Origin of the sequence: Vibrio xiamenensis (assembly GCF_900100015.1) — a bacterium.
GTDB lineage: Bacteria > Pseudomonadota > Gammaproteobacteria > Enterobacterales > Vibrionaceae > Vibrio > Vibrio xiamenensis.
The window spans coordinates 1-26,728 of sequence record NZ_FNDD01000047.1; the positions used below are offsets into that span (position 1 = coordinate 1).

The 26,728-nt window shown below is 45.6% G+C and carries 18 protein-coding genes and 1 pseudogene; 6 read left to right on the forward strand and 13 right to left on the reverse strand.

The genetic code is table 11. From position 1 onward, the window contains the following. The 4 genes from BLS03_RS23860 to BLS03_RS23875 form a co-directional block, all read right to left on the reverse strand. Positions 1–4,909: non-ribosomal peptide synthetase (locus BLS03_RS23860; RefSeq protein ID WP_143015687.1), on the reverse strand; the 4,909-nt coding region annotated here is incomplete at its 3' end. Positions 4,910–5,672: 763 nt separating this feature from the next. Next, entirely contained in the window at positions 5,673–6,401 is a 729-nt protein-coding gene (locus tag BLS03_RS23865) for a 4'-phosphopantetheinyl transferase family protein (protein WP_093279370.1), read from the reverse strand. A 102-nt stretch (positions 6,402–6,503) separates the two neighbouring features. Beyond that, positions 6,504–9,218 (reverse strand): DUF2339 domain-containing protein, encoded by a 2,715-nt coding sequence (locus BLS03_RS23870; protein WP_176765683.1) that lies wholly within the window; start codon positions 9,216–9,218, stop codon positions 6,504–6,506. 460 nt (positions 9,219–9,678) lie between these two features. Continuing rightward, on the reverse strand, positions 9,679–10,815 hold the full coding sequence (locus BLS03_RS23875; protein ID WP_093279372.1) for an enolase C-terminal domain-like protein: 1,137 nt from the start codon (positions 10,813–10,815) through the stop codon (positions 9,679–9,681). A 351-nt stretch (positions 10,816–11,166) separates the two neighbouring features. Here BLS03_RS23875 and BLS03_RS23880 point away from each other — a divergent pair, with 351 nt between their 5' ends. Continuing rightward, positions 11,167–11,850 carry a FadR/GntR family transcriptional regulator gene (locus BLS03_RS23880; protein WP_093279373.1) on the forward strand — a complete coding sequence of 228 codons (684 nt, stop codon included), beginning with the start codon at positions 11,167–11,169 and terminating at the stop codon, positions 11,848–11,850. A gap of 139 nt (positions 11,851–11,989) precedes the next feature. Here BLS03_RS23880 and BLS03_RS23885 read toward each other — a convergent pair whose 3' ends face one another. Beyond that, entirely contained in the window at positions 11,990–13,774 is a 1,785-nt protein-coding gene (locus BLS03_RS23885) for an RICIN domain-containing protein (protein ID WP_093279374.1), read from the reverse strand. Positions 13,775–14,904: 1,130 nt separating this feature from the next. Between BLS03_RS23885 and BLS03_RS23895 the strand changes: the two genes are divergently transcribed. Beyond that, complete coding sequence (locus BLS03_RS23895) at positions 14,905–16,422, forward strand: alpha/beta hydrolase-fold protein (protein WP_093279376.1); 1,518 nt, start codon at positions 14,905–14,907, stop codon at positions 16,420–16,422. 24 nt (positions 16,423–16,446) lie between these two features. On the opposite strand, the gene BLS03_RS23900 is transcribed toward BLS03_RS23895, so the two are convergent. Then, entirely contained in the window at positions 16,447–17,001 is a 555-nt protein-coding gene (locus BLS03_RS23900) for a helix-turn-helix transcriptional regulator (RefSeq protein WP_245696795.1), read from the reverse strand. 385 nt (positions 17,002–17,386) lie between these two features. Here BLS03_RS23900 and BLS03_RS23905 point away from each other — a divergent pair, with 385 nt between their 5' ends. Next, complete coding sequence (locus BLS03_RS23905) at positions 17,387–19,480, forward strand: TonB-dependent siderophore receptor (protein WP_176765684.1); 2,094 nt, start codon at positions 17,387–17,389, stop codon at positions 19,478–19,480. 95 nt (positions 19,481–19,575) lie between these two features. Here the strand turns inward: BLS03_RS23905 and BLS03_RS23910 are convergent, their stop codons facing one another. Continuing rightward, complete coding sequence (locus BLS03_RS23910; RefSeq protein ID WP_093279379.1) at positions 19,576–20,055, reverse strand: MarR family winged helix-turn-helix transcriptional regulator; 480 nt, start codon at positions 20,053–20,055, stop codon at positions 19,576–19,578. Between the two features lie 122 nt (positions 20,056–20,177). Here BLS03_RS23910 and BLS03_RS25535 point away from each other — a divergent pair, with 122 nt between their 5' ends. Next, positions 20,178–20,417 (forward strand): hypothetical protein, encoded by a 240-nt coding sequence (locus tag BLS03_RS25535; protein WP_143015688.1) that lies wholly within the window; start codon positions 20,178–20,180, stop codon positions 20,415–20,417. 58 nt (positions 20,418–20,475) lie between these two features. Here the strand turns inward: BLS03_RS25535 and BLS03_RS23920 are convergent, their stop codons facing one another. From BLS03_RS23920 to BLS03_RS23940, 5 genes are all read right to left on the reverse strand, one after another. Next, on the reverse strand, positions 20,476–21,084 hold the full coding sequence (locus BLS03_RS23920; protein WP_093279381.1) for a TetR/AcrR family transcriptional regulator: 609 nt from the start codon (positions 21,082–21,084) through the stop codon (positions 20,476–20,478). 206 nt (positions 21,085–21,290) lie between these two features. Continuing rightward, entirely contained in the window at positions 21,291–21,617 is a 327-nt protein-coding gene (locus tag BLS03_RS23925) for a thioredoxin family protein (RefSeq protein ID WP_093279382.1), read from the reverse strand. Positions 21,618–21,715: 98 nt separating this feature from the next. Then, positions 21,716–22,039: a thioredoxin family protein gene (locus BLS03_RS23930; protein ID WP_093279383.1), complete on the reverse strand. Its 324-nt coding sequence runs from the start codon at positions 22,037–22,039 to the stop codon at positions 21,716–21,718. An 11-nt stretch (positions 22,040–22,050) separates the two neighbouring features. Then, the gene (locus BLS03_RS23935; RefSeq protein WP_093279384.1) at positions 22,051–22,479 is read right to left on the reverse strand and encodes an OsmC family protein; all 429 of its coding nucleotides are present in this window, start codon (positions 22,477–22,479) and stop codon (positions 22,051–22,053) included. Positions 22,480–22,519: 40 nt separating this feature from the next. Further along, entirely contained in the window at positions 22,520–23,704 is a 1,185-nt protein-coding gene (locus BLS03_RS23940) for an MFS transporter (RefSeq protein WP_093279385.1), read from the reverse strand. A 265-nt stretch (positions 23,705–23,969) separates the two neighbouring features. Between BLS03_RS23940 and BLS03_RS23945 the strand changes: the two genes are divergently transcribed. Next, a complete protein-coding gene (locus tag BLS03_RS23945; RefSeq protein WP_245696796.1) occupies positions 23,970–24,650 on the forward strand; it encodes an ArsR/SmtB family transcription factor in 681 nt (226 codons plus the stop codon). 284 nt (positions 24,651–24,934) lie between these two features. Next, positions 24,935–26,329, forward strand: a complete 1,395-nt coding sequence (gene lpdA, locus BLS03_RS23950) for a dihydrolipoyl dehydrogenase (protein WP_093279386.1) — start codon at positions 24,935–24,937, stop codon at positions 26,327–26,329. A 54-nt stretch (positions 26,330–26,383) separates the two neighbouring features. On the opposite strand, the pseudogene BLS03_RS23955 reads toward lpdA, so the two are convergent. Then, positions 26,384–26,728 (reverse strand): annotated as a pseudogene (locus tag BLS03_RS23955) (IS4 family transposase); the annotation flags it as partial.

Below are 26,728 nucleotides of genomic sequence, written 5' to 3' on the forward strand. Positions count from 1 at the left end.
CAAGACGCTCCACCAACTCGCTAGAGGTAATCACGACTTGTGGCTGGCTGTCTTCTAGTGTGTAGGTCAAACGCTGCTGCGGATAATTAGGGTCAAGCGGTACATACGCCCCGCCCGCTTTGAGCGTTGCCAGAATGGCCACCAATAATGACTCGCTGCGCTCCAGCGCAATCGCCACGCGGCTATCAGGCTCCACGCCTTGCTCGGTCAGCCAATGGGCCAACTGGTTGGCTTTGGCGTTCAGCTCGCGGTAAGTCAAAGTATGGGTCTGATAGGAAACCGCAATGTGCTCAGGGAAAGCATCTACCTGCGCTTCAAAGCGCTGATGAATACATTCAGTCACTGGGTAAGATTGCTTATCGGCGTTAAAATCACCTGTGACTTGTTGCAACTCGTTTGCTGATAGCAGTGGTAAACGGCTCACTCGCTCACTGGGCTTATCCAACATCGCAGCAAGCAATTGCTGCCAGTGCGCGACATAACGCTCAATGGTTTGGCGCTCAAATAGCGCTGTGGCAAAGTTCACATAGCCCTGCAGACGCTGGTCAATTTCATATAGGCCCAGGCTTAAATCGAATTGCGCCGCGTCGCTGCGGCCAAGCAGTGGCGTGACGTCAATTTGCTCCATCGTCGCCAATTGGTCTGGGGTATTATGCAGCGCGAACACCACCTGAAAGACTGGGTTATGCGCCATGCTGCGATTTGGCGCCACCGCATCGACAATCTGCTCAAAAGGCAAGTCCTGATTCGCCTGCGCGGCTAAGGTCGTCGCCTTAACTTGCGCCAACAAATCTGCGCCATTGAGCTCATCTTGCAAACGGACTCGCATCGCTTGAGTGTTAACAAACATGCCGACGATCGATTCCAGTTCAGTGCGCGTGCGCCCAGCGTTTGGCGTGCCAATCACCACATCATCTTGACCGGCCAAACGCGCCATGGTCGCCGCAAAGCTTGCCAGCAATACCATGTACAAACTGCAGTGATGCTGCACGGCAAACGCTTTGGCTTTTTGGGTCAGCGCCGCGTCGAGTTCAATCGCAAATGAGTGTCCGGCGTAATCTTGCTGCTCGGGACGCGGCCTGTCGGTTGGCAAAGTCAGCGATTCGGGAATACCGTGTAATGCGTTTAACCAGTAATCTTGCTGTGGCTTAAGCCAGTCGCCCTGAAAATGCTGTTGCTGCCAATCGGCAAAATCGCCATAGCTGAGCGTTTCACCCAGAACCTCAAGCTCCTCACCATTAAGCAGTTGGTTATACGTCGCGATCAATTGGTTGAGCATCAGTGTGGTTGACCAACCGTCGGTAATGATGTGATGCAAGCTGATGTTGAGAACAAAATCCTCGCCGCCCTGCTCGATAAGCTCAGCTGCGATCAAACCGCCTTGACTCAAGTGAAACTCTGGGTCAACACACGGCGTATCTACGTGGCGGCGGCTGAGCACAAATTGATCATCCGCTGGCATCACCTGTTGAACGGGCTCACCATTGACCACCACAAAACGCGTACGCAGCGCACTATGACGTGCGATCAACGCGCGAAATGCTTGTTCCAGCAGCACGTGGTTTACTGCGCCTTGCAGGCGAATCGAATGGTGTAAGGTGTACGCTTTGCTTGAGCGACTATCGAGCTGCTCCAGTAACCACAAGCGTTTTTGCGCATAACTGAGCGGATAACTGATTGGAGAGGTCAGTGAACGCAGCGGCTGAGCGGTTTGCGGCGTAATGGCAGGTAGCATCGCCGCCGATGTTTCGCTCTCGCCAATGCGTTTTGCCATCGCACTTAAGGTCGGCGAATTAAAGATGTCAGACAGTGTTAGGTCGCGTTCAAAACATTGACGAATACGCGACAACAGTTGCACCGCCAACAGCGAGTGACCGCCAAGGGCAAAGAAACTATCAAACCGACCGACGTTTTGGCCGCCGAGTAAATCTTGCCACAGCGCGGCAAGCTGAGTTTCATCTTCACCGCGCGGCGCAACATAGTGGCTTTGCAGATAGGCCGACGCTTGTGGCGCAGGCAAGGCTTTGCGATCGACTTTACCGTTGGGGGTGAGTGGAATCGCATCAAGCTCAACAAAGGCACTTGGGATCATATACTCCGGCAACGGCTGGCGAATTTGCTCCACTACGTCGCTGATATCAACCGCTTGGTTGTCAGTGCTAAAATACGCCACCAGCTGCGGATCGCCGCTGGCGTTATCTCGAGCCACCACCACGGCTTGCTCGATGCCGTCACACTTGGCAAGTGCGGCTTCGATTTCGCCTAATTCAATGCGAAAACCGCGAATTTTGACCTGAAAGTCGTTACGTCCTAGAAACTCAATATTGCCATCGGCAAGCCAGCGGCCAAGGTCGCCAGTGCGATACATACGTGCGCTTTGGTTATCTTTCAAGCCAGCGCTGTTTAATACTTCAGCATAAAATGGGTCGGGAAGAAAACGCTCAGTGGTGAGATCGTCACGGTTAAGATAGCCGCGCGCCACGCCAGCGCCGCCAAGGTAAAGTTCACCGACTACGCCAGGCGGCACCAACTGCTGATGTTCATCGAGTATGTAAGCCGCGGTATTATTAAGCGGTTTACCGATATGCGCCGCATATCCATCCTCTCGCGCCATCGTGACGAAGGTTGAATAAGTGGTGGTTTCCGAAGGCGCGTATAAGTTGCACAGTTTAGGCACGCGAGTTTGAGCAAACAAACGCTCGGCCAACTCCCGTTTTAGCGGTTCACCGGCGACATTGACCTGCTTCACCGACTCATTAATGCCATTGCCATCGACCAGTGCCGACAGCGCCGAAGGCACTGTGTTGATTAAGGTGACGGGCAGCGGGTTGTCCAAAAGACTCAAAGCATTTTCAACCATGACCAACGCGCCGCCGCAGCTCAAAGTGGTGAAAATTTCATACACAGACAAATCGAAATTGAGCGAGGTTGAAAACAGCGTTTTCTCAAATAGCGCTGCGCCAGACTCGGCAATTGCCCATTCTACCAAGTTGACCGCATTGCGATGCTCAAGCATCACCCCTTTAGGTTGGCCTGTCGAACCTGAGGTGTAAATGATGTAGGCCAACTGAGCAGCGTCAAAGTCACTGAGTTCAACATCATGCTCACTGAAACGATTCAGCTCGGCGGTAAGCATAGAAAAATCCACCACATCGCAAGGATGAGCAAACGTTTGGTGATGAAAATCCGAATCGGCGCTGGTCAAAATGATTCGCGGCTGACAATCGTTGACCATGTAGTGGCGACGATCTTGCGGATAACTTGGGTCAATCGGTACATAGGTCGCTCCGGCTTTCAGCGTAGCCAATACCGCAACAATCAAGTCTGGCGTTCTTGGCATTGAAATCGCAACGCGACTTTCGCAGCCAACGCCGCGTTCAATCAACCAATGAGCCAGTTGATTGGCTTTGGTATTAAGCTCGGCATAGGTCATGCTTTCGCCGTCACATTCAAGAGCGAGCGAGTGAGGCGCGCTTGCTGCGCAGCGCTCAAACAGATGTTGCAAACCCAGAGTGTCTGAATACGCGGTTGGCGCTGGATTAAACTTTTGTAATAACGAGTGTTTCTCATCTTCAAGCACAAGATCAAAATCAGCGATACTACCCTGCTCTGTTTCGGTGGCTGAAGTTAAGAACTGCACCACGCGCTCAAGGTGGCGCTGCACGGTTGGCAGTGAAAAGACCGCGGCGTTGGCATCAAGGCCAAATTCTAGCCCGTTGCCGTGATCAAACATGGTCATCACCAGATCATCGGTTGGACCAATCGACAAGCTGTGCATACGTGCGCTGGCTGCGCCAAGCTGCAACTGCTGCTGGTAAGGAAGAAAATTGAGAACGGTTGAGTACAGCGGTTGATGCTCGTCGTAAATTCCAAGGTCATTTTTGATGCTTTCGCTGCGATAGGCATGGTGCCTTAACGCGCCGCGAATGCCCTTGCCTACGGCTCTTAACAGCTTAGAAACACTGCGCGGCTCACTGTAATCCAACTGCAGCGGCACAATATTACTCGCCATATAAGGCGTGCTGCGCTGAATTTTATTGCGCCGTCCAGTCACGGGAAAGCCCACAGACATCAGCGCTTGCCCAGTCATGCGATAGACATAAGCGCCAAGCAGCGTCACGATAAGCTGTGGCAAACTGGCTTGATGGCGTTTTGCCATCGCCCGCAGCGCCTCACTTAAGGTATCGGGAAGGTGAATTCGCTCGCGAAAAACATGGCTACAAGGCGCTTTTTTCTCAGTCAAACTCGCTGCAATCGGCAACTTCGCACACTGCTGTTGCCAATATTCTTGATCGTTTGAGAAGGCTTTAGAGGCTTGATAAAAGTGCTCTTGTTCAAGGCTGTTCGCCAGTGAATCAAACGGGCTTGGAGAATTTTCACCGCAAGCCAATTGATTGTAGAGCGCGACGATACGTTGAGTGATAAGGCGCGCACCAAAACCATCGACGATAACATGGTGAGCACATTGATAGAGGTAGAACTGGGTTGGAGAGAGTTGAATCAGAGCGAAACGAAAAAGCGGGTCTTGATTCAAACGCATTGGCTGATCTAAATCTGCTTGCATCCACTTCAGCGCCGCCCTGTGAGGATTCGGCTCAGCGCTAAAATCTAGCTTTGGCATTTGCCAATCAACGGGCAAGGTCCTGATTTGGCAAAGCCCCTCGACACTCGAATCAATCGAGACATGAAAACAATCCGCTTCCTGAACCGTTTGCCTAATGGCCCGTTCTAGAATACTTGGATCAATGGAACCTTGAATATCAAGATATTCCGCAATTTTGAAGACGCCATTCGCTGCTTTAGCATTTACTTGCTGAGCAAACCATATACCTTGTTGTGCCGCTGACAATGACAATGGTTTTCGCGCTTGATGGCTTTTAGCTTCAACCGAGCTATTTTTATCAAACATAAATCCGTCACTTATTATTATAAATCTTAGTTTTTTGGGGATGCTAAAGAACAGCTTTATTTTTCAAAAGCTGTTATTAACAAAAATAGAACAACCTGTAGTAAATAATTTATTTACACATGGTTCGTGTAAATACAATTCAATTTAAAGACGAATAAACCTCAAAAAGAATTCGCATAAATATATCAGGAAGATTTATAAAATAAACAGCAAGTCATTAGCCAAAACCGCAAAAAACGTGATTCCTATTCCGTTTAAAAAACAAACTAAAGCTCATGGATGAGAATTACTCTTATTGATATAACTAACAGAAAAATATAGGAATTTTACTGTTATATAGTAACAAACCTAGAAAATACGCCATACTTTTCTAGTAAATGATAAAGTTATGAACAGAAAATCAACGTACTAGTTGATTAGTGTTTTTACGCAAACCTATTGAATATAAATACACTTTTAAAATGACAAATCTGTTATTTAAAATAACATTGATTAAATTTCAAACAAAACAAATGATTATAAAGTTTTTCATACCTTAAATAATTGTCAATTAACATTATAACAACATAAAAATTTAGTGATATATATATAAACACTGGAGGATTCGCATTACTATTTTGTTTGTTTTTATTTATTTTTGATTTATAGACAGTTGTATTTTATAAGTAGTAAAAATATATTATTTACCGTATGAATATAGAACTATCGGTATAAAAAAACCACTTCGTTTAATCAGTGGTTTTTAATGATGACGTTATTAATTTTATATATTCATCGCAATCGTGATAAGTTCTTGGTCGAAAACCGCATAGTACACACTTACCTCCTTACCGCACGTGTAGTGCGGCGAAAAATCTTGCATCAGGCGAAACCTCGCATGCTGCGTCTGCTGACACACCGCTATCAATTCCACACAGTCGAAATCCAGTACCTGCTTTACATTGGCGTAAATCGCTTTGTAAATGCTCTCTTTCGCCGAGAACAACAGCGTAAGCATGAACGGATACGAAACATCGTCACAATCTAGGCGCAGGCGCTCATCGCTGCGGCACACTATGTCTGCCACTTGCATTGCCGTCTCACGGTTCATGATCGGCTCACAATCTAAGCCGACGTTGCGTGCATGCTGAGTGGCGACTGCAAGAGCTAATCGCCGTGAATGGGCGATAGATCCAACGATGGCTTCGGGCCATATTGGTTCTCCATGCTCGCCTTTTGCCACACAGTAATGATGACACTTGCCAAGCCAACGCTGCAAAGCCAGGTCGGCGCAGTAGCGCCCGGCAAAGAACTCCGCTTGGCGCAGGCGATTGGCGTAAGTGACCCATTGGCGCGAAATATGGGGATGTTGAGTAAACAATTGCGGCTCAAATTCAGTAGATTCAAAACTTGCCCCGACCAATTCAAGCTCAGGCGCTGCCTCTAGTTCCACTTTAAATAGCCGCTGGAAAAACCTTGAGTCGGGTTCATCGTTTAATAGAGAGACTTTCATGACATATCAAGAGGTTCACAATATGGTATGGTGGTGGCGCACTTGAAAGTGCGCCACCGAGTGATTGGCCAATAAACAAAGCCTTCTTAGAGTGCTTAGCGGTTATTGTTGTGGCGTAATCGGCTGTTTGGTTTTCAGTACTTGGAATAGGCGGCCAATACCGATAAGCGCGACGCCAAGGCCTAAGAAGCTGACCACTCGCCATGCGCCATCAAGGTGACCAATATCAGACAAAAACACTTTCAGTGAAGCAACACCCAGTAAAGACAATCCCACTTTCTGAATCATCAGGTTAGATTTTCGTATACCGATAAACGTCAGTACGCAACCAGTAATAATAAGTGTGACTGAATAGCTCAACCATTCTGCCATGGTGGTGCCCACTTTCAGATCCAGCGTTCCCGGTTGCCAGAATTGACGAATCGATAGCAGCAGCCAGATGCCAACGAGCCCGCCAGCAATGCTATAACCGGCCAGTTTCGATTGTTCACGGTTGAAGATCTCCGTTGCCGGTAACCATTCACGCCAAGTGACAAGCCCTAATAACGCGCCCGGGATCAACCATCCCAGCGCCATCAGGTTAAATACTGGCGGTGCCTCACCCGTCACGCTGTCACTCCAAAGCGGCATGTACTCAAGGTTAATCAATAACGTACACAGCAACGCAAACACCAGCAAACCCTGCCGATAAGTCAGATAGATTTTTTGCATCAGCGCATGTTCACAGTGCTGCTGACGATAGCCATATACCGCGCATAGCGTTAAGGCTTCAATTAACCAGAAACTGGCACTGATAAGGTCGACGTGACTAAACACTTGGAAAGTTCCGGTCACCAGATAGTGACTTTCAATCAATAGCAGTAATGCCGAAACATGAACCAGCGCACCTTCAAGCCAATCGGCCAAAACCGACTTCGCCCCTTTGCGGTGCGGTTGGTTTTTAGTCAGACGCATCGCCCAGATCAATACCATAATCGGTGGCATAAAGTTGACGAATCCGAGTGTCCAGGTTGGCCATGCGCTGCTAAACCACTCAGGAACAAGAGGCAAAACGCTTAGGCGCAATAGCAGCAAAGAAACCAGCCCTTTGACCACCAATAATTGCATAGGTGGTTGTTGCTTAACCATCTGCCACACCACCAGCGCAACTTGCAGCGACAATAACAAACCAAAGGTTGGTCCACTGGTCCATAGGAAGATATTCGCCAACAAAAACACATGGATGACGACCGACAAATCGGCGCGCAGACGCGACGCTTTAAACGCCAGTAGCGCTAATAGCGCCATCACCACCACGCTAAATAGTGAGCTTATCCATAGTGAATCGTGTAACTGAATATCGGTATAAAACAGCAAGCTCAACACCAGCGCTTGCGGCCCAGCCATAAGCCACCAATAGTTAACTTTATTGCTATGACTTAAGAACCCTTGATAGGCCTGCGCTATGCTCAATAGCCACCACACCGCCACTATAGCGACCAGCATCAGGAAAGGCATTGTTTGAGGCTGCTGCGAGTAAAGCGATGTGACAAACACAGCCGTCAACCACGCCGCCAGCACTGGCGCATGATAAGGATGACGCGGTTTGAGTAATATTGGTTGCCAAAGCAGCATCGCGAGAATCGCCACCACCAACACACTGGCAGAAAGTGTGGCGGGCAAAATATGCTTATCTAAGCCAATCAATAACGAAAAGCTCAACAATAGCGGCGCGAAATATGGCTCAAATTCCGGACACGGAATAGCAGATGAGCGTAATGTCCATCCTTGTGCTGGCACGGTACTGAGTAAATACGCGGTGATCGGATAGAAGATCGCAACCCACCACAGCGGTTCTGGAACAAAGAAACTAATCGCCGCAAGCCACAACATATGGCCGGCAAACACGCCCCACAGCAGCCAAGGTAATTGACAACGCTTAAGGACATAGATTCCAACCGCGGAAACCGCACTAACATAGCAACCGAGCACAAAATAGGCCGGGGTAGCAAACGTCAGCCATAACGGCGCAATGTAACCGCCAATCAGGCCTAATACTGCCATTAAGCTGCCGTAACGCACTGCAGCAAACAGAGAAACCAGCGCTGTGGCGGCGATCAACACTAACGCCAATGTCGGCGCTAATAAGTGATAACTGATAGTGGCAAATACCAAAGTGGCGTATACGCCGGTCGTACCTGCTGCGACTATCGCAGCGGGAATGTAATCTTTGCCAGCCAGAACTTGAGCGTCATGAAATTTGCGATGTAACCACTCTCCCACGCCCACCGTCAGCAATGACACCAAAAGCGCCATCCCGACTCGAGTCGCTGGGGTAATCTCAATTCGATGCGCGATAAATTGCACTAAGTAGCCAAGGCCAAATACTAGGGCCAAACCGCCGCACCAAACTAACCAATTGTCTTTAAAGTGCTGCTTGAGCTTGAGTTGCCACTCTGGGGTTGGATAAGGTTTGTGGACAACCGGTGGTTTACGCTCAACTTTGACTGGCTTAGCCGGTTCGGTTTTCACCATCTCATTAGGCCGAGGCTTGGCTGGCTCCGCCTTTACATCAGCCAATGGTGCATTTAGCGCAGCCGACTGAACGGCGTGTTGCTCTGCCCTAGGCGGAGTTTGTAATTGAGGCGGCGCCTTAACTGCTTGAGAGTCCACTTGAGCAGACGATGCTGTCTGACTAAATTGATCGAGACGTTGTGATAACTCTTTATTTTGAGCAGAAATGGTATCAACTCGCCGTTTGAGTTGATTAATTTGCAACAGCGCCACAATCGGCGGCACAAGAATGACCAGCACAATCAGTATTAACAGGTCTACCATAATTTTCCTTGTCGTCAGCGCGAAAACCTTGCTCGCGCGAAAAATCATCTAGCCATAACGATTCAACCGATTGACGTAATGCGCCAATAAGGTCGAAATACAGCGGACTCCTAATAGTATGAGTGCTAAAACCACATTCAGCGTATTCACTGCGATTTCGCTCATAAATTCAGAACATTAGCTTTGGGGTTATGTACAAAAATAAGCCTTTACAGCGCTAAACTATCACTTCATAAAACCGTGCATATCGGTCGAATATAAAACTTAAGACGCTGCTCCCAAACTCGATTGCAGTGGTTTAACGACAAACACCCAAGATGGCGCGGATGAGATTAATGGCAGAATACACAGCTGTGTTGCAAAACGGCTCTTTGGATGACAAAGAGCCGCGCACTATCACATTGGTAATGACGAAATTGGTAATGACGAGAATTAGGAATAACCGCTATCGACGTGTTTGTTATTGATTAGCGTAAAAATAGCGCTTGGATTTCAGTAGCCTATCCTTTTCGAGCTTTTCCAAATTCAGGCGCTGCGGGTTACCCGGCATGTCGGAGGGCAGATAAAATCGGCCATTACGCTCGGTTGGAATATTCAGTGCGTACTCACTGACAGGCTGACTGATCGGCTCATGAAACTCGATTAATTCGTTGTCGTCAAGCAAAGTGCCGAATAAGGCGCACAAATACACTCGCCCTCCGGACATAAAGCGCAGCCCCTTATCGCGCGCCAAATCTCGTATCGCAATCAAATCGTCAATGCGCGTCATACGACCAACCGAAGGCTGCAGCACATCAACACCTTTTTCCGCATACATTTCAAACTCATAACTGATACGCATCGATTCGCCAAACGCAAGCGGCACCTTAAAGCCATACTCTTTTAAGCGGCGAATGCCGTTCATATCGTTGGCGTGAATTGGCTCTTCAAGCCAAGCAAGCTGATACGGCTCAGTCAGTTCAGCAAATTTAGCTGCAGTTTCAACATCCCATTTTTGGTTGGCATCGACGGCGATTTCAATCTCTGGCCCTAAAGCTGTGCGCACTTTGTCGATGCGGCGCAGGTCGCGCTCCATCTCATCACTGCCGACTTTGAACTTCACGGTTGTGTAGCCTTCACTGACGTAACGCTGCATATCGTCGACCAGTTCTGCATCATCGAGCAAAATCGAACCGCCACCTTTATAAGCCTTCGCCCAATCTTTGGTCGCCCCCAAAAAACGATGCAATGGCATATTCTTGCGCTGCGCCAGCAAATCAAGCATCAAGGTGTCCATTTTGCCAAGGCACACAGCCTTTTCACTTTGGCTACCACTGTTTCTGACTTTCCAATAGAGAAACTCTCGCCACTGGTTAAAGCTGCGCGTTTCGCCCGTTAGGATAAGCGGTAACACCGTATCGATGAAGGTCTGGTCTATCGCCAAATAATGCGCCACAAACCCCTCTGAATCGTACAGCTCGATGCAGCCCCGTTCCGGTGCATATTTGCCAAGACCGCCTGTGCCATCCTGAAACACACGCGGCAGCGTAATTGGGTCAAACTCATAATAAACAGCCTTACGAAAACTCAGTTTTTCATCAAAGTCATAACGAAACATACTTATCCTCTTCAAAATCGTCAGTAGCTCAGCGCAGCCCTTCAGTTTACAGCCTGTTCGCACGCCTGAAATAAACGGCGAATTGGCGTAACGAACACGTCGTCCTTGCCACATCAATCATCAAAATTCACAACTTGTATTACAAGTAATAACAAAGACATTGATTTGAATATAACAGCTAAAAATGTTCAGAAATGACGAATCGATCTGATAACAACAAGAATTAAATAAAAAAATGGATAAAATAGATTAACAAAGAGGTAGACCACCATTTTATGGTTGCTCATTGATTGAATAAATTTAAAATTTGTATTACAAGTTAAGGGTAAAATTCATCCGCCGAGAACCTGCATGAAAACGCCGAAAAAAGCCCGCTTATCCACTCAGGTGGTGCAAGCCATCATTAATGATATCGACAGTGGTATTTACCAACCCGGAGACAAGCTGCCAACCGAGCATCAATTGATTGAAAAGTTCGCGGTTAGCCGCACTGTGATTCGTGAAGTGATCGCCAATTTACGCGCCAGCAATTTGATTGAGACCCGCCAGGGCAAAGGCGCATTTGTCGCGCAAAAACCAGCGTTGAGCGAGTTTCTTCTCACCCATTCAGGCGGGTCTGATGCTGACGAGCTTGGCTATATTTTGGATTTGCGCATCGCTATCGAGGCGGAAACGGCGCTGATGGCGGCTAAGAATCGCACCGCTGAGGACATTATCGCCATCAAAAACACCATAAGTGAAATGGAAACTCTGATTCAACAACAGCAAGTGACGCGCCAAGCAGACCGCAACTTTCATTACGCGGTGGCGATGGCATCCAAGAATCCGCATTTTGTGCGTTTACTGAAATACATCGACAGCCGATTAATGACTCAAAAAACCATCACTCCGGTGCAATATAAAATTCAAGCGCTGAAAGAGCATGAGCAGATCTGCCACGCAATCGAACTCGCTGACCCAGATGCGGCGCGCGCGGCGATGAGGTTACATCTGACCAGCACTCGAGAAAGGCTTATCGCCAGATTGAAGCGTTAGTGAGCCTCTATGGGGATTATCAGGTGATTTAATAATGCTGGCTAAAGTTTGTGGATGGAATGCAATGAATAGAAAAACCGGGCATCTAAGATGCCCGGATAAACGTGAAATGCTCACAATGAGCACTTAGAACATGTGCTTATTCGGATTCAAAAGAACCTAAATCAGGTGCGTCGCCATTGTAATCCAGCCCGACATCGGTACCAGCGTCAATCAGTTCACTGCCGGATTTGAGGTGGAAGAACTCAACGACAGGCAAGCTACCATCACTTTGACGATCGGCAAGTAAGTCATCGATATCGACACTTTCGAAGTCAGATGAAGAAAATGACAGGCTGTCTTGCCAGCTGTTGTTACTGATGCTGGTTGAGCTGCCGCCAAATTTATCACTGCTGTCGCCGTCTAAAGAGACACTGTTTTTAACCGTGAGTTTCTCGAGCTCGCGAGAGCTACCATCGCCTAAACCAAAGTTACGGGCATTATTGTAAGCAATCGCATTGTAAATCGTGACGGTACCTCGGTTACTGTTTTGGTCGTAACCATCGGCGGTATTACCTGCCGAAATGGTATTGATATAAAGACCATTGTGGGCTAAATCTTTGTCGTCACTGCCCCCGGTTTTAAAGCCATTACCATCACCAGAGCCTGCGACGCCGTTTTTCTGATAACCATTACGAATCATCCAAGTGTATTCCAAGGTCGTTGTCACGCTACTACCGTTGTCGCGTAGATAGCCATCAAAACCATCGTCAAGGTTGTTCCATGCTCGGCAACCGTAGAAGTAGTTTCCGGTCCCTACCGTCAACTTGGCGGCAAAACCATCGGCATTTTCCAGTGATGAGTCGGCATTGTAGTAAGAATCGGAGTTTTTGATGAAGTTATAAGCCGCCCCGCTACTCATTTGCAGACCGGTATCGGAGTTTTCATAAAACGCCATAAACTCGATGGTGTTGTGCGAACCCGTCAAGTACATGCCGTTATCACCCGCATTGGTGATATCAAAGCCATAAATATGCCAATAATCAGCACTAACCTTAAAACCGCGGTTGCTGCTGCTTTCTGACATAGCAGAGAAGTCAAACACCGGTCTGTCATCACCCGGGTAAACACTGAGCACAATCGCTTTGCTTGAAGTACCATCGTTACTGATCTCAATGGTATCGGAAGGATAATAAGTCCCTTCGCGAATATAGATAACGTCACCGGCGCTGGCGTCATCTATTGCGTCAACCAAGCCATCCAGAGTGGAAACCACAATCGCATCAGAATCAACAGTGGAAATAAATGACGGGTAGCCATTGGTCAACGGTTCACTATTCGCACCGGCGCTTTTTGCTGCATCCGCTGTAGGCGCGGCAGAAGAGCTGGAAATATCGGTAGACGAATCACCACAGCTACCAGATACCGGATTGATATACCAACGCTGCGAACTGAGTGATTCATCTTCATTTTGATAAACGTTTGACCCATCAGTTGAGCCTTCAACCGTAAGGGAGTAGAGAGAATTCTTGTTGACGATTTTAAAACCGCCATCAGATTGCACCTTCAGTTCCCAGCGCTGATTATCACCATCCCAATCCGTGTACGTGTCTACGTTAGCGCCATTAGACGTCGAAGCGTTTAACACTTCTAATAACATATCGTTGTAGACAGATTTAAGTTCCCAGTAGTTGTCACTTTGCTTGGTCAATACAAATTGTTGATTGGTACCGCCCCAATATTCGTAACTGATCACGTTAGGCACGCTACTGGTATCAGTGGTATTAACATCGAGCGCTTGCCCAGATCCTTTATTAATCAAATAATATGTGTCACCAGAAGTAGGCATGGTCGAGCAGTTTTCAGCAAATGCAGAAGCGCTCAACAAAGCGCAAGACAAGGCGACCGCTATCTTACACCTTGAATAGTTATGTAGAGTTTTCATTTGTTTCCCTATTAATTTTCTATATTAATAAAAGTGTTAATTTGTTGGTTTAGGCTTAACAGATTTAATGACTATATTGATATAATTAATAAAATACCGTTTCACCATCATTGATTTTAATTAATATGGAGATAAGAAACCGTTTTCTCTATCAAACAATATATTGTAATTATTAATAAATTTAATAATTCCCACATCCAATACAGATACATTAACGAACGCCATCTTGAATAAATCCAGAAAGAAGGAATTAATTTCATAAATATTTAAATAAACATTTTTATAGATAAGAAAAGAGGTAAAACCACTCTGGGCATTTGCCACTAAGGTTTGTATGATTTTTCTTTCTGTAACAGTGAAAAACCGAACAATTCCCAACCAGTTACATTTAGTCTCGAGAGATGCGGCACTAGACTTCTACAAATAGGCTTTATCGCAATACCAAGTTTGAACTTTCATATAATTATCACAAGTAAAAAAACTAAAAAAAAACCATTCTATTGATAATCTCGTTGTCGTGAATATTTAGCAATGATTTCATGGAAATATAAATTATTTATTGAACATAACCAAACACCCTCTGAGATTTTTATAAAAACATATATGGATTTTAGAACTATTTCAGGGCAATTCGGCGCTGACAGAACTATATTTACTAAAATTAGCGCAGTGTTTCCTGTTTCAAGAACTTTCAACGTTATTGTTTTACTTGCAACCCATTTTTTAAAAACACGACAATCGCTTCGAAAGCCTTACGAATGTCCCCTTTGCATTTTTGTCTAGTTCAGTAACTGAAATTGCGTCTTCAGTATAGATACCAATAAGTGTATCGAAGTCTTCAGCAACAATTGCATATGACATTTTGGATAAAGCACAATCAACTATGGGTAAATGTAGGCGATAAAAGGTCTACAAATAGAGTCTAATTTGTATGTATACGTGATTTTAGTGCAAAGATGAGTAAACCTGTGCAAGCCTCTCTTACTCTAAGAATATGTGCATATTTGATTTAATTTACTCAAGCTTGGCATAATATCGCTGGAAGCCTTCATCCCAGATAAAAAATAGACGCACAATACTGTTATATTTCAATTTGTGCGCGTTTAGCAGTTATAGTCCCGGCGGTAAAAATGCAGAAAAGCATCACCTTCACCACACATTGTGAGTGGAAACAGTATATTGATTCCCCAAGCTATTTTCGTGGTTCCATTCGTAGTGATGGCGATGTTCAAGCGGTGTATCTCACTGATAGTAATGGCAAAGTCCTACATCATTTACTCAAGACGTCGGAAAAAGAGGCGCAAGTCTTTTTATATATAGAACAGCCGGGGCACTACACTTTCCATCTGGTTCCGGTTGCAGATGCCAGCGCAACGGTTGATATCTCATTGCAACCATTGCCATTAAAGAGCAACCAAATAGTATCGCCAAAACTCGACATCATTAGCCCGCTCCTGTCCGCTGCCGCACAAGAAATCGCGGCGAATAACGTATTAGCTGAAACCATTTTTTGGCAAAACGTGAGCAAAAAAGGCACACCACTGATTGAACGAGACGCAGCGGGGCAAACTGTTGTTACCTTTCTCTACCAAGGTGATGCGTTAACTCGCAACGTTCTGGTGTTGGGCACGCCTTATGATGGTCAGGCCCATCTTAGCCACCTATCCCATAGCGATATTTGGTTTAAAAGTTACGTCATTCCTGATAGTAGCCGTTTCTCATATCGAATTGCGGTCAACGTGCCCCAATTAGTTGAAAATAATTGGACGGAACAATATTTCGCCGCCTTTTCAACCATTCGGCTCGATCCGAAAAATAGACACGCGACATTTGGCGAAGCGGACTCTCAATTTGGCTGTGCATCTACACTGACGCTGCCTTCGGCTCCCAGTGATTTGATGACCCTAGAGTCTGGCGCCCCGAAAGGCAGTGTTGAAGGGTTGCAATACCATAGCGATCTACTCGGTAACACGCGTTTGGTACAGATCTATCAGCCCCATCCAATCTACCCACTCAGCGGCGATTCCCCGCTACTGATGGTATTTGATGGCAGTGATTACCTCACCAAAGTCCCGACAACGGTGATACTTGATAACCTCATCGCCAAAGGCGCCATTCCGCCAATGAGAGCGGTCTTTATCGATACACCAAGCCTCAAGTTACGCGCGGCGGAATTAACCCCTAATGCCCAGTACGCGCATTTCCTCGCGACCGAGTTTAAACCTTGGCTTCGCTCACGCTTTAACATCACGCCAAATGCCAAAAACACCGTGCTCGCTGGGTCGAGTTTTGGCGGTTTAGCCTCAATGTACATTGCTTTTAAATACCCAGAGCAATTTGGCAAGGTACTGAGTCAATCAGGATCGTTTTGGTGGGCGCCGGAAACGCGAGCTAACGTGCAGCAGAATTGGTTTGCCGAGTTAGTTGCTCAAGCGCCAACACAGCCTATTGAGATTTACATGAATGCCGGTCTGTTTGAGATAAGCCCTAAATCCTATGAAATTCTCGACAACAATCGTCACCTAGTCACAACACTTAAAAATAAAGGTTACTCGGTCACCTTTGAAGAGCTTGCCTGCGGCCATGACTATTTTAGTTGGCGCGCAACCTTTGCCCAAGGCTTAATCGCACTGTTCAAAACCCAGTGACCGACGCGTATCAAGATTACCTGTTCACAGCGCTTTAGATTGAAACTTACCCGGAGTTTCACCAAATCGCTGACGAAACGCTTCGATATATGCACTGACGTTGCTGTAGCCACTTCGCTCAGCAACTTCTGCGATCGACAAGCCTTGTTGAATCAGTTTGAGCGAGGTGACAATTTTCGACTGTTGGCGCCATTGACTGAAAGTCAGCCCTGTTTGCTTAATGAAAATGCGGCTTAAGGTTCGTACACTGACTCCCCACTGAGAAGCTAACTGCTCTTGAGTCAGATCACTTGACGGACATCTCATTAGTTCATCGGCAATATTACGTGCTCGCCGATCCATAGGTAACGGCAATCCAAGTGGCAGCTCTTGTAACCTTGCAATTTCATAGCTTAACAACGCGACCAAATGCGTAACGTAACTGGTTGGATAATCCCCATCATCGAATTCACTGGCTTTTTGAAGCAGCGAACTAAGAAAAGCATTCATACCATACACGCCAGGCTCCTTGGGAAAGCCATCGTCCTCAGAATAATCCAAATCAAGTACGTACACTTGCACTGAGGCGAAGATTTTCACCTTATGAGAGCAATGTTTCGGCGTCCACCCGACCGAGCCCGGAGTGATAGCCCACTGAGCCTTACCCGTTTCAACATTGATGATGCCGTTCTTAAGCCAATACAGCTGCCCCCAATCATGCTCATGCCAGGGACCTTCTTGCGTTTGTGCAAGGTTGAGTGAGTTGATCTTTAGAATGATGACCGATTATCCGTATTAAATGTCAATATAACGATAATAATATCACTGCCGAATCATGTACATTGCTTCTGACCACAAACAGAAATGAGAATTAGTTTCATCTATATCAGAGCATATAGCCGAAATCCGATGAAGCCATAGCTTGCTAGGGCGCGCCATTAGAAATTCCGGGTTGAAACTAAGTTAATAAACAAGGAATTAGATCGTGAAATTGTTCACATGCTCGCCGATTGTGTTGAGCCTGCCTTTCATCCCATTGCTCAGTTACGCAAATACCGAAGATACGGTTGAAACCATCACTGTGGTTGGCAGTGAGATCATAAGCCCCAAAATAAGCAGTTCGACCGGATTATCACTCACGCCTGAAGAAACCCCTCAATCAGTCACCGTGCTCGATTCTTATTATATTGAAGAGCGCAACCTTTCCTCTATCGACGATGTATTGAATCGCGTCATTGGTATTAGCACACTTGAAACCGATGATGTTCGAAACGAGTTTCAGTCACGCGGCTTTGACATCACAAGTTATCTCGTTGATGGTATGCCCTACAGTTGGGGGGATACCGCAGGGTTCAGCGGTCAAACTCAAATTGATACTTCCATTTATGAACGTGTCGAAGTGGTAAGGGGCTCGACCGGGCTCACCACCGGTGTAGGCGACCCTTCGGCTTCGATTAACCTAGTTCGAAAACACGCCGATAGCGCCGATTTGGTGGGCAATGTACAAGCCTCGGTCGGAAGTTGGGACCAGCGAGAACTGATGGCGGATGTGAGCAACCGATTGAGTGACGATGGTTCACTTCGAGGCCGAATAGTCGCTAAGTATTCTCAAGGAGAATCTTATGTCGACCTCTATGAGAGTGAACGCAAAGTTCTCTACGCGGTAGTTGAAAAAGATTTGTCCATCAATAGTCTTTTAAGAGTCGGCGCCAGTTACCAAGCAGATGATCGTGATGGCGCCGCTTGGGGCGGAATTCCTGGCGTATATTCCGATGGCAGCGCAACCCATTTTTCACGATCCAAAACGGCTGCAACAGACTGGAACTTTTGGAATACCCAGCATCTCAACCTGTTTGTCGATTACGAATACGAATTTTCCAACGGCTGGCAGATTAAATCCAACTATAACCATACCCAGTACAGCCAACGCGCCAAACTCACCAACATCAATATTGGATCATTAGAAAAAGACGGTTCAGGGCTATATGCCTGGTCATATAATAATGAGGGAGAAAGTACCCAAGATAGTATTAGCGTCAATGTGAATGGCAACTATTCGCTTGCCGGGCGTCAACACGAGCTGATTCTTGGTGTCAGTTACCATCATTTAAAAGACTTTAACCAGTATTACGCCATGGATCCGGCTGCGTACGCCACAGTGGATGATTATCTCAATTGGAACGGTGACTTAACTGAGCCAACCTGGGAAGAAAACAAAACCACCGAATACGATTTCACCACCAAACAACTGGCCTTTTATACAGCAACTCGAATTCATTTGACCAATAACACCAACGCCATTTTGGGCGCAAGAATCGCAAACTGGCAGCGAGAAGGTGAGAATTACGGAGATGTGACCTTTGGTGACGATGGCATCATCACGCCGTACGCCGGCCTTTTGTATGATTTAAGTGATCGAAGCCGTATCTATGCCAGCTATGCCACCATTTACGAACCGCAAAATGCCAGAGATCGCAGCGGCGATTACCTTGACCCATTAGAAGGAAAAACTTACGAGGTGGGTATTAAGTCGAATCTGAGCGACAAAATCACCCTCTCTGCTGCCCTATTTAGAATCGAGCAAGACAACTTAGCACAGGAAGATGCCGGTTATACCATTCCTAACACCAACGATCCGGCGCAAAAACCTGTCGATGGCACCGTAAGTCAAGGCGTTGAATTACAGCTTTCAGCCCGCCCTATCGAAGGTATGGATATTAACCTCGGCATGACACAATTTGAGGCTGAAGATAAAGACGGTAACAAGGTAAACACGAATTTTGCCCGCAAACAAATCAAGTTCTCGAGCAACTATCAGTTTGTCGGCTGGAACCCAGATTTGACCATCGGCGCCGATGTGCGCTGGCAAAGTGAAATCTACGCCACGGATGATATTCGTCAGCCATCATATGCACTGGTTGACCTTATAGCGAATTATCAAATCAACAAAGCATTCACCATGAGACTAAATGTCGAAAACCTGTTCGATAAAACTTATTACAGCTATTTAAATTCATCAAATACTGTTCGATATGGTGAACCTCTCAACGCCAAATTGTCGTTGAACTATAGCTTTTAAACCCCGTACTGCCACGCGTTCTGCTATATGTAGAACGCAGAACTAAAAGTACTCAGGTATAGAGCCATAATAAAATGGCTCTATACGGCAAGAGACTAGTTATCAAACAACTTGCGAATAACTTGTTTGACAACTTTATTTGCAACGATCAAATCTTCGTCACTTAAATTACTCGACTGATCTGAAATCGAGGAGTAATTTTCTCGGTCAAGCTGCTCATGATATTGATAAATTAGCTGGCCTTTTTCTGTCAACTGCAGTTGCACTCGGCGTTGATCTTCGGCGTCTTTTCGTTTGGTAACGAGACCTCTTTTAATTAAAGAGTCCACCATGGTCGAGGTCGAACCTTTGGTCCTTTGGGTAACGTCAGCCAAATCGTTCATACTGATTCCTTGATGTTCACCGATGTGATGAATCGTATGCGCCTCGGATAGAAATAACTTTTCGTCGGTGCCGTAAAAGCGTGCAGTATTGTTGTAGGAGCGGATTTTGCGGCTATATATGTTTAGCAGCTCAACAAGCTCCCAGACATTTTTTCCCTTTGGCTTTTGGGCTCCATAATCACCTTCAATCACAGAATTCTATTCACAGTGGTGCTGTACAATCAGCCTATGAAAGTGGTGAAGAGTGGTTACAGCAAGTTAACCGATATATTGATGACAATCTGACTTTTCTAAAAACCTACCACGAGCAACATTTGCCCAAAGTTCGCTACCACATTCCAGAGGGAACTTATCTCGCATGGCTGGATTTCAGACTTTATGAACTGAGTGATGCAGAGCTTGATCGCTTGATAAAATATGATGCCAAGGTCTTGCTTGACCCAGGCCATATCTTTGGCGAAAGCGGGCAAGGTTTTCAACGCATCAACGTCAGTTGCCCACGCAGTATTCTTCACCAAGCATTAGACAGAATCACATCGGCATTCAACGACTAAATAAGCAAAAGCCCCAAATATGGGGCTTTATTGATTCTATTATTTTCGCTCACAGTAACTATTGTGCGCATTGATGGCGTAGAGCGTCGAAAAGAAGATTAACCGCAGCGGTTAATTGTTCACGACTTGCCCCATCTCGCGACTGAATTGAAATGCCATTGATAAAGGTATCTAACACTGTCACAAGGTGCTCTGGGTCAATATCTTGTCGCAGTTCATCGCGCTTAACCCCTCGGCTAATACAGTGGGATAACCCTGCTCGCACTTGATTTCTCACAGACGACGCCATTTGTTCAATGTCTTTATTATCATCACAACAATTCAGGCCCGATAATACCGCCATACACCCTGTTGGCGTTAAAGAAGAAGTCTGCTGATGAATGGTTTTCTCGACCATATTTTTAATCGCATCCAATGCAGGGATTTCATCATTTTCGAGCTCAGACAAGATTTCGCCACAGGTATGTGTGTAAAGCTCTAGACACTCTTTATACAGCGCACCTTTTGAACCGAATGCTGCGTAAAAACTGGCAGCAGAAAGCTTTCCTAACGTATTTCTTAATTCCGCTAGCGATGTACCTTCAAAACCTTTTTGCCAAAACAGATCCATGGCTTTTTTAACCGCTTCATCACGGTCAAACTGTCTTGGACGCCCTGCTCTAGCCATTTCAATACCTCACTGAATAAAGGAACACATTATCATTTAAACTTACCAGCGCATTCTACCGGATTTCCTTACAACACGCCCGAAACATATACGTTATTTCAGATTGTTACAGCAAACAAACATCAAAGCATACGATTCAAAAGCCTTGGCTATCCAAAGAGTGAGTCGTTAATGATCGATGCTTACTCATAGTCAGCCCCTCTTGGTTATTTTGCGCTGACTACAAGTTCTTCCAACTGAGGCGCTGGCATCATACCCGCAAAACGAGTCACCTCTTTGCCCTCTTTAAACACAACTACTGTCGGGATGCTTCTTACGCCAAGTTGCGCGGCTACCGATGGAAATTCATCAATGTTTACTTCAGCCATTAGTAATGAATCATCCACGACGCGGCTTGCTACTTCATCGTAAATTGGCGCCATCATTCGACATGGCATACACCACTCTGCCCATAGGCGAACAGCAAATGTAGAACCATTTTGTAGGTTTTCCAGAAATGTAGCGTCATTCAATGTCGTTACTTTTGAAGTCATGGGTTTTCTCCTAATTATTATGGAATTATCGATCCATAATTTAGACGTACAAAGTCGTCATTTGGTCGTGACTTTGCCGTATTAATAAAATGGGTGTGTTACTTAAGATATTTTTCAACCTGACGTTGAAGGTCATCGCTCAGAATCACACCATCGATTCTTTTTACTTCTTTGCCATTGTTGTAGATAACAATGGTTGGGATGCTTCTGATACGACATCGCTCAGAGAGCTCCTGATGTCTGTCAACGTTCACATCGTAGAAATCCGCTTTGCCTTTGAGTTTCTTTTCCGTTTGTTGGTAGACTCGAGTCATCATTCGGCATGGTGGACACCAACTCGCCCAAAACCGAAACAGGGAAACTCCCTGTTTCTGCTTAACGACCTGATTAAATCGCTTGGTATTCGCGTCTAAAACCGGCATGCGAACTTAACTTATTCAGCGAAAGTGATGTTTGCTTGTGCAGTCACTTCCACACCCGCTTTACGTGCAAGGTTTCCCACTACACAAATCTTGTCAGCCGTTGCGGTGTACTCAGTTGCCTTAGCAACGTCGTCTTGTCTTGCTTCTTTCGACAATACAATGTTGGCGACGTGATGAATGGTAAAGTTATCACCCTCTTCTTGAGCCGTGGTTTCCACTGTCATCGAGTCCAGAGGAAGCTTTTTGTTATCAGTAATGGCTGTTAACGTAGAAAGAAAACACGCAGCAGTAGATGCGACATACAACTCTTTCGGATTACTGTATTCCCCCAAACCACCGTAAACAGCAGGAATACTGATCTTTGTCTCAAGCCCTTCACTTTTGATTAAGCCCGAGCCTTTCATACCACCTTGCCAAGATAGATCTAATTTGATGTCCATAGTTTCTCCTTACGATATGTATTTACGAAATTAAAATGACTTATTTTTGTGTGGCTAATTTTTTGTTGTCTTTCGACTCTAAAACACCGCTATAAACGATCAACAATACGCTGATAGCGACAACTGCCGCAGCGGCTGGTGCGGTTGCCAACAAGCCGTACTTAGCGACCACCAAACCACCAACGGATGCACCTACGGCAATACCAAGGTTGAACGCGGCGATATTCATGCTCGATGAAGCGTCAATCGCTTGGGGAAAATGCTTCTCAGCTTGCTGAACAACATACAGCTGCAGAACCGGTACACTGCCAAATGCCGCTGCGCCCCAGATCATCACCAGTGGAATAACGTAGTATTTGTTGGTCGCGGCGAATCCAAACAAAAGTAGTGTCAAGGCCAGCGAAATAAAGATGCCTGCCGACGCTTTCAAAGGGCCTTTTTTATCTGCCCATTTGGCAGCATACGTATTGCCAAACACCACAGCGATACCGTAGAAAATCAAAATCGTGCCGATAGCTGACGTTGAAAATCCGGTAATTTTTCCCAAAATTTCAGATAAATAGGTGTAAGCAATGAAAGAGCCCCCATAGCCAATACCTGTAATTAGAAACACCAGAAGCATTCTTGGAACGCCAATAACTGAGAGCTGTTTGAGGACACTCGCAGGTTTTGGACGCTTAAGGTTGGCAGGCAACAAAAACCAAAGTGAAACCATGCTGACAAAACCCAGAATACTGATTAGAGCAAACGCCGCACGCCAGTTGAGCCATTCAGTAATGAACGCCCCTGCAGGAACACCGGAGACAATAGCAACGGTCATACCAGAGAAAACAATCCCAATCGCTCGACCTGATTTGTCTTTTGACACTAAATCCGCGGCAATAACGGTAGCGATGGAATAAAAAACCCCTTGGACCACACCCGCTAAAACACGACCTAAAAGAAGTAATGAATAACTTGGAGCCAGCGTCGTTAACAGATTCGCTAAAGCAAACAACAGCATTAATCCAACAGTTAATTTTCTGCGGTCATATTTGCTAAATAGCGCAGTTAAAATAGGCGCAGCGACAGCAACCCCCAGAGCATAATAAGACACGAGCTGCCCAGCGGTTGGAATATCGACATTCATATCACCTGCAATCGTTGGCAAAATACCCACGACCACAAATTCTGCCATACCAATCCCGAACGCCGCTGCGGCAAGTGCATACAAAGCAACAGGCATAATTGAAATAACCTTAATAATAGAACGATTGATCTACAATCTATGTTCAACAAACTCTCCTGTCAACACATTTAAAGATCGGTCGTTCCACAATAAGATTATGCGCTGGCTAAACTGCAGAGAAAAAATGACATAACCATATGACATTTAGTCATTTTTAAAAATTTTCTTGATGGACTGTTATTTTATTTACTATTTCTGACGCTGGCACTGAGGTTTCCATGGTGACACCCCATTCGTTGAAGATGATTTGTGAACTTTGTCAATGTATACTCAACCGCTTGGAAATCGTATTTTGGGGCTTGGAGATAGAAATTTGCTTAATTCTTATGCATATGAAAATGTTGGTGAGTTTGCTAAAGCTCTAGGCCATGAAAAACGATTATTCATTATAAAACTGCTTAGCAGCCACGAACGTTGCGTTGAAGACTTAGCGACGGCTATGGGAATTGGCGTTAAATCCGTTTCTGCTCACCTTAAGGTCATGAGAACGCAAGGTATTGTTATTTCTCGTAAAGAAGGGTTAAGGGTTTATTATCGCCTACGCAACGATGATATGTTGAAACTATTTCAATCTTTATGGGAGATTGCCCTCTCAAATAAAGACATTACACCTTTTGAGAAAAACAGTGATTTCTGCCTCACACTGAAAGAACTGCTTAGTGCGTTAGAATCCAATAACACTTTACTACTCGATGTGCGCGAGTCGGATATGTACGAAGAAGGACATATCCCGGGCGCGATCTCTATTCCTGTTGATGAACTCAACCTCTGGGCAGAGAACTATGACAATTCAGATGAAATGATCGTCGTTTATTGCGAAGGTTACTATTGTATTCAGGCTATCGACGCAACGAATATCCTTAAAGAGAAAGGACTGAATGTCAAAATGTATCGTAACGGCCTAGACGAATGGGCGGCTTCCGGCTTTGACATTAACAAGTAAGTCGGGCACTGATTCGTTGGGCGTAATGTGATGGTTTAACTGTTGCGATTTTTGCAAAATTCTCTCGTTGTCTGTTGTTAACGATACTCTCCTAAAGTGAATCTCGTCATTTCCCAAAGATTTTCTCAATTGATACTTATCTATTATTTGGTATCTACCTAATATTCTAATAATCATTAGATTAGTGGAATGGTTTTGATCGAAAGCAATTTTCCATTTTTGCTTTGTGCTAACCTCAGTGTCAGATAATTCTTAAATTCTTTAGATTAATAGATAGGTGTATTATGAAAACCGATATTCTTGTGATTGGTGGTGGTCCTGGTGGCCATGTCGCGGCAATTAAAGCTGTTGAATTTGGAGCAAAAGCCATCGTAATTGAAAAATACAAACTCGGTGGCACATGTTTACACCAAGGGTGTATTCCAACCAAAACACTGTTGCATACAACAGATGTACTTCATGAGATCAAGCATGCGGCAGAGCTCGGTATCAACGTCGGTGCCGCCTCGGTTGATATGGATCAGCTACAAAAACGTAAACGCCACATTCTTGATACCATCACAACAGGTGTAAATGCGCTTGTCGAAAGTAAGAATGTTGAAGTGCTGTACGGCACTGCTGAGATCATCTCTGAGCATAAAGCAAAAGTGGTTGCTGCCGATGGTTCTGAGCAAGAGATTGAATTTGATAAGCTCGTACTCGCGACAGGCTCAGTCCCAACCATGATCAATATTCCCGGTTGTGAATTGCCAGAAGTGATTACAAGTAACGAAGCCCTCAATCTGACCGAAGTTCCTGAAGAGTTAGTTATCATTGGCGGCGGCGTCATTGGTGTTGAATTTGCTCAATTGATGGCGCGTTTAGGCTCTAAAGTGTCAATCATTGAAGCTCACTACAAAATTTTGTCTCACATGGATGACGAATTGTCCCAGCAACTCGCCCAAGCGCTGATTGCTGAAGGTATCGACATCCGTGTTAACGCAAAAGTCTCAGCAATAGAGAAGCAAGAAAAAGGTGTGCGAGTATTTTTCGAAACCGAAAATGGTCATGAATCACTTTCTGCTTCTACGGTATTAATGTCGGTCGGCCGTAAACCTCTTGTCACTGGTTTTGGTCTTGAAAATACCAAGGTTGCCATAGAAAAAGGTGCCATCGCTGTAAATGACTATATGCAAACAAACGTACCTCACATCTATGCGTTAGGCGACTGCACAGGTGGTTACATGCTTGCCCATGTTGCAATGGAACAAGGTATTATTGCTGCGAAAAATATGGTTAAAAACAGTCAAGAAGCGTTTGATCCAGCAACCACACCGGCTTGTGTTTACACCAGCCCAGAGTTTGCGAGCGTCGGTTTCTCAGAAAAAGCCGCCAAAGAAACGTTTGGTGAAATAAAACTGGGTAAGTCTGATTTATCAGGCAACGCAAAAACCATGATTGTCCAGCAACATGGCACGGTGAAATTTGTTGTCGACGCTAAGACAGATAAAGTATTGGGTATGCATATCCTTGGCCCTCGAGCGAGCGATATGATCCATGAAGGCGCTTTAGCGATTAAACTTGGGGCAACGATTGAAGATATCATCGCAACCATTCACGGCCATCCAACGATTGCAGAAGGCGTCCACGAAGCTGCAGAAGATGTCTTTGGCAACGCAATTTACAAAGCCTATCCATAACGCTTGAACATACGGTAAATCCTAAAAAGGCTACCTCAATGGGTACAATGTAGTTCACTTAAGCGGAGCTGCCTTGCGATTAACAGGATATCGGGTCTTTGATATTTTCACCGCCCTAGGCCGATTAGGCTTAGGGCGTTTGTCTATAAATAGGATTGATAAATCTCCACGCAGACTTTTTAGACGTTTCGGTGTATTACCCGGAGACACCGCTTTACTCATCACTTTTAGCTGACTTGCGATGAACTGACAAGCGTACTTAAAGCTGATTTCATTGGGCATTCGACCATGTTCTACTGCCGCTTGACTGGCTTCTCTTCTCACCAAGTTATAACCAAGTAATAGTCCCCATAACTCTTGATAGACAAGCTCGACCGTCTTGCTCCTAAGCACTAAAGC